The organism is Xanthocytophaga flava (assembly GCF_030068545.1).
Taxonomy (GTDB): Bacteria; Bacteroidota; Bacteroidia; order Cytophagales; family 172606-1; genus Xanthocytophaga; species Xanthocytophaga flava.
Genome location: NZ_JASJOR010000068.1, coordinates 1 through 5,350 on the forward strand (window position 1 = coordinate 1; position 5,350 = coordinate 5,350).

Consider the following 5,350-nt stretch of genomic DNA (forward strand, 5'->3'; position numbering starts at 1 on the left):
TAGGACTCAAACGACTAACGTTGGATTTTATTGATTTCTTTAGTGAATGCATTCAAACTTTTATCAGATGGATACAGATCCAATTTACTTATCATCAATCTTTTATAAATTTCCTCGGGTAGAGTACATCAACCATCAAGAATAATAAATGTTCAGTATATGTATTTGAGCTGTGCTACATTCGACAACCCATGAAAAAAGAATTCTTTTAGAAGAGATTCTTACAGAAATAGAGAGTATTGAAACAGGTACAATCGATTCAGATTCTATGCTTGATATTATCAACAGGGCGCAAATTGTAATTGCTAGTGCCACTTCTCCATTGCTTAGGGAACGTGCCATAGAGAATCTTTCACGAACAAAAGAAAAGATGTTTAACTATCAGAAAAGTAAGTCTTCGAGTACTCCGGATCTGCTGGAAATAACCAGTTCAGCCTATGTAACGATTGAAGCTTTTTTATGGATGAGCCCTTTTAGTTGAAACCTAAAGGCTTGTATGAATCTAAACCCTGTACGTTTGGACATGTTACGAAAAGAATGGCTGTATGTGTCTGATGTAAAATATAACATCTGACTCCAGGTAAATCTATCAGTACCTTCGCTAGTTCCTCTTGTGATGCAATCGTATTGGATTAATACTGTAAGAAATCTGAGTGTGGAACATGTCGTAAAGCAGCGATTGCCGACTTTGGCACCTGCTATATTCCTGTTACTGTGCTTAATTTTTATTTAATTAGTGATAGCTGTTTTTTTTCAGTACGTTTATAGCCTTTGATCCATTTAACTTTACCCCCATTTACATGAAATTGGATATTTCCAGATTCTTTCAGAAAAAAAAGAAACAAATCCTCGAGCAATGGATGAATGCTCAACTCACAGACGAAGGCTTGCGGGAAGATCTGATAAGCAATGAAGAACTGAGAAACCAATCCGTGGAACTGGTAGAGTTATTAAGCAAAACGGTGACTGATCAGAGTCTTACTGACCGGGAGTCACCTGTGTTCAGCCCGGTAGTAGATCTGCTTGCAGATATTTCCTATTCGCGTGCTCTGCAAGGATTTTCACCCAGAGAGACAGGTGTCTATATCTTTAGCCTGAAAGATTCTATACTACAGACATTGCAACAGGAAATCGGTGAAGATCCGGCTGCTTTATATGAGTATAGCCTGAAACTAAGTAAACTCATTGATTCTTTTGGGATCAGCACCTTCGAAACTTTCATCAAGGGACGCGAAGAAGTGATTCTGCGCCAGACGGATGAAATGACAGAAATCTCTACTCCTGTTATCAAGGTCTGGGATGGGATTCTGGCTTTGCCTATCATTGGCACCCTGGACAGTTCCCGGACACAGATAGTGATGGAAAGTCTGCTGGAACAAATCGTCGCTACAAGTAGTACAATAGCCATTCTGGATATATCCGGTGTACCGTCTGTAGACTCTCTGGTAGCTCATCATCTGATGAAAACAGTCAGTGCTACACGACTGCTGGGTGCAGAATGTATCATTAGTGGCATCCGTCCTGAAATTGCGCAGACTGTAGTACAACTGGGAATTGATTTTTCTCATATCATAACCAAAGCTACTATGGCAAGTGCTTTAAAACATGCATTCTCCATAATACATCTGGAAGTAAAAAAAACAGTAAGAATCACCCAGAGTTTATGAGGGTTGATTGGGTGACTATAGGTTTCACCAAGCTGGGATTGTATTTCAGGTCTGCTATAATACAACCTTACCCTGTTTCAGGCTTTGTTGTTTGAAGAACTTACCAGAAATAAAGAAGATACCTCGGTAGCAATTGTAAAGTAAACGAATGTATAAGAACGTACTTATTTGCAAAAACTACGATTCTGGTATCTCCGCAGGTATATATGTCTCCTTTTACTGAATGCATAACAAACCCTTCTTTTTAGTGGTGGCCGAAGATGATCAGGCCTTTATGCCATTGATGATCAAACAACATTACCCTCAATGGCACTATTATTTTACCACCAATGGTAAGGAACTCCTTACCTATCTGGATGATACAATAAAATTTACCACCTGTTTCTCTTATTCTGCTTGACATAAACATGCCTGTAAGAAACAAACTGGAAACATTACGGGATCTGAGGGTACTGGCTAATTATAAAGAAACGCCTGTTGTGGGGTTCTCTACAACCCACAACAAAGATGTAATTGATGCTTTTATATATACAATCAGGAGGCAATGAATATTTGCAGAAACCAGAAACAATCGATGGGTTTGAAAAAATCCTGACTTTGTTACCTGCTATTGCACAAAGCAGAGAAAATCTGGCTGCTAGCTAAACTAGTCAGCGTGGTAAAGCGGATAAAATTAAGGAGAGAATAGTATAAAACACAAAAGTCTCTTTGCAGAGACTTTTGTATAAAGGGATTATATATATACCAGATATATTAAACCAACTGAACGTTAACAGCATTCAGACCTTTCTTGCCCTTCTCAACTTCAAAGGTAACTTTATCGTTTTCTTTGATTTCATCAATCAGGCCTGAAACATGAACGAAGATATCTTCATTAGAACTGTCAGATTTAATAAAACCGAATCCTTTGGTTTCATTAAAGAATTTTACTGTACCTTGTGGCATTAAACTATTTTTTTAAAGTGATGTTTCAAAGGTAATAACAGGAATTGACTTTTAAAAGCATTTTAGAATAAAATATTTCATAATCAGTTAAATATATTTCCAGAAGGGCTAAGTCTGATATAAGAAAAAACAATAAAGCGAACTTTATCAGGAATTTATCGTAACTTGCTCCCCGTTTTACCGGGCTTTTAGCGCTACTCAATCAATACCCTCTGCTTGTGTATCCTCTTTTCCAATCCCTCTAAAATGCAGTATAGCAGGTAGTCCGGAATATACTTTATAGGGTAAAAGTGTCTCTGTGCATTCTTTTGTAACAGCTTTTCAACGCCTGCCTGTTCTTTTCTCACCTAATCCCTTTATCTTATAAACCCATTATCTTATGGCAAGATCCAGTGAAACATTCAGTAAAAAAGAGAACATAGCTAAAAAACTAAAGAGAAAAAAAGAAAAAGCAGAAAGAAAGGCCGAGCGAAAAACACACTCTGACAAAGGAAAAGATATGGAGGCAATGTTTGTCTATGTAGATGCAGATGGTTACCTGTCTTCTACCCCACCCGATCCCAAACAAAAAAGAGTGATTAAAAATGAAGAAATCAGCATTGGAGTAAGTCGTCAGAGTACTAATCCGCAAGACAATATCCGTACAGGCAAGGTTACTTTCTATAACGAAACCAAAGGGTATGGATTTATCAAAGATTCACAAAGTCAGCAAAGTGTCTTTGTCCATGCCAATGGATTGTCACAACCGATCAAGGAAAATGACAAAGTTACCTTCCTGATTGAGAAAAATGAAAAAGGTCCTAGTGCCATACGGGTAAAGCTGGCAAGTTGATTGCAGACCGCGATGTATATCAAAGAAGCACAAATCATCCAAATTATAAGTCCTTACATATTGTCTGTTCTTCACAACAACAAGTGTTGCATCCAACAACATACTTAAGGCTTCCAAAACACAAAAGCCAGACCCTTGAAAGGATAGGCTTCTGTGTTTATCGTTTCCAGGCACGTCTGTAATACTGCGATATCCAAATAGATCGCGCCACTCAATTTTGTTCTTCGGAATTGACTGAATGCTTGAGTCAGGTAGCGAAAAAGCATGGTGGAACGACTATAGCGAAAAACAAACCTGTTCAGCGTCCTACCTTTATACTTTATCTGTTGGTTTAAAGGTTGTCAAGGAATTTAAAGCCTATTGTTGTTACTATTCTAATCACGTTATCTCTGACAAAATATAAAATCAAGTTATAAAAAAACTAAAAATCAGATCCTTACAAAAAGTAACGATGCATTTGGTAAGGATTGGCATTTTTGCTACTTTGGCATGCAAGGAGTCAAAAAGCATTTTCTCAATTCCAACAACCACATCTACTTTCCGCTTTTATCTACTTTCCACAAAGCTTCACCTACTTACTTAGCTCCCCCAGCAAGCTAAATAGTGCTACTCTATTCAAGAATAGCAGCTGATAGTAAGCGAAAATACAACCCGTATACAATCCAATACTACACACCTGACATTCATGAAGAAAACACTACTAATAATATTGACACTTGTCTCAACTTTTTGCCTCGGTTTCGCTTTTAAATCTATCACTATTACAACCAATCACACTAGTAAAATGAAAAGAGTAACAGGTATTGGGGGTGTATTCTTTACATGCAAAGACCCTAAAAAAATGACAGAGTGGTATCAAAAACATCTGGGATTAGACACCAATCCCTATGGAGCTACCTTTGAGTGGTATGAAAGTCCGGATAGTTCAAAGAAGGCACAGACCCAATGGACACCTTTCCCGCAGACAACAAACTACTTTGCCCCCTCAAATAAGGACTTTATGATTAACTATCGGGTTGAAAATCTGGAAGCACTCGTTGAGGTATTGAAAACAGAAGGAGTAACCATTGTTGATACTATTGAGACATTTGACTATGGAAAATTCGTTCATATTCTTGATGGGGAAGGAAACAAGGTGCAATTATGGGAGCCTATTGACTAATCCCTATCGGATAGTAAAACCAGAAATGACCTTTATTCTACATGAGTCATTTTGAATATGAGTAAAACCCAAGCTTATGTTTTTTAAAACGTGGGCTTGGGTTTATTTTTGAGAGATGTGTCTCCCTTCGGTTCTTTAATATCCTTTACATTATTCTACTTGCAGCTTCTTCATTTTTCTCTGATCCTTCAGCCTGCATAGCTAACCCTTATCCTGTCCCATATCTTTTGTAACAATAAGGTTTTTAGGGAAGATGAAACTGGTTCAAATGGACAGGAGCTGGTTCGAACGTCCGTTCGGACCTATCTTGACAGCAACGTCCGTTGCGTTGGGGCAAATTGAGCCAAGTTTACGTTTTTCCCAGGTTGATGTTATCACCAACATGAATGATGGGAAAGTGGTCGTTGGTGATAACACCAACGATGGGAACGCTCAATACAAGCGAACGCTCAATGCTGTCAAGGTAAGGGAGTTTATTTCTTTTTTCATATTTCTTTATTGTCCTTCTGAAAGAATCTTGTGACAAATTGTGCTATTTTTCCTTTCTGAGAGAATTGCTCTCCAGTAGGAAAGGCCGCCGGTCTTGCCACGAGATTCTTACAGAAGGACAGATGAGGTTGACCTCCTCCCGCAAAAATGGACCGTAGGGAAGTAGAAAAAATCGGTGATTTTACTTAGTTTACACATAAAGAAAATCGCCATGAAAAAAAGCAAGTTTACTGAAGCGCAAATCGCGTTTGCATT

At 38.2% G+C, this 5,350-nt stretch carries 7 protein-coding genes; 6 read left to right on the plus strand and 1 reads right to left on the minus strand.

What is annotated here, in order from left to right; genetic code table 11:
- Positions 1-172: 172 nt before the first annotated feature.
- The 4 genes from QNI15_RS38640 to QNI15_RS38655 all read left to right on the plus strand — a co-directional run bounded on the left by QNI15_RS38640 (position 173) and on the right by QNI15_RS38655 (position 2,215).
- Positions 173-481, plus strand: coding sequence for a hypothetical protein (locus tag QNI15_RS38640; RefSeq protein ID WP_313995676.1), 309 nt, complete (start codon positions 173-175; stop codon positions 479-481).
- Positions 482-800: 319 nt separating this feature from the next.
- Positions 801-1,667 carry an STAS domain-containing protein gene (locus QNI15_RS38645; protein WP_314037545.1) on the plus strand — a complete coding sequence of 289 codons (867 nt, stop codon included), beginning with the start codon at positions 801-803 and terminating at the stop codon, positions 1,665-1,667.
- Between the two features lie 223 nt (positions 1,668-1,890).
- Positions 1,891-2,067, plus strand: a complete 177-nt coding sequence (locus tag QNI15_RS38650; protein WP_314037547.1) for a hypothetical protein — start codon at positions 1,891-1,893, stop codon at positions 2,065-2,067.
- Positions 2,068-2,074: 7 nt separating this feature from the next.
- Complete coding sequence (locus QNI15_RS38655) at positions 2,075-2,215, plus strand: hypothetical protein (RefSeq protein ID WP_314037548.1); 141 nt, start codon at positions 2,075-2,077, stop codon at positions 2,213-2,215.
- 205 nt (positions 2,216-2,420) lie between these two features.
- On the opposite strand, the gene QNI15_RS38660 is transcribed toward QNI15_RS38655, so the two are convergent.
- Positions 2,421-2,612, minus strand: coding sequence for a cold-shock protein (locus tag QNI15_RS38660; protein WP_313977861.1), 192 nt, complete (start codon positions 2,610-2,612; stop codon positions 2,421-2,423).
- A gap of 379 nt (positions 2,613-2,991) precedes the next feature.
- On the opposite strand from QNI15_RS38660, the gene QNI15_RS38665 reads away from it, so the two are divergent.
- Positions 2,992-3,444 (plus strand): cold-shock protein, encoded by a 453-nt coding sequence (locus QNI15_RS38665; protein ID WP_314037549.1) that lies wholly within the window; start codon positions 2,992-2,994, stop codon positions 3,442-3,444.
- Between the two features lie 784 nt (positions 3,445-4,228).
- On the plus strand, positions 4,229-4,606 hold the full coding sequence (locus tag QNI15_RS38670; protein ID WP_313977868.1) for a VOC family protein: 378 nt from the start codon (positions 4,229-4,231) through the stop codon (positions 4,604-4,606).
- Positions 4,607-5,350: the final 744 nt, after the last annotated feature.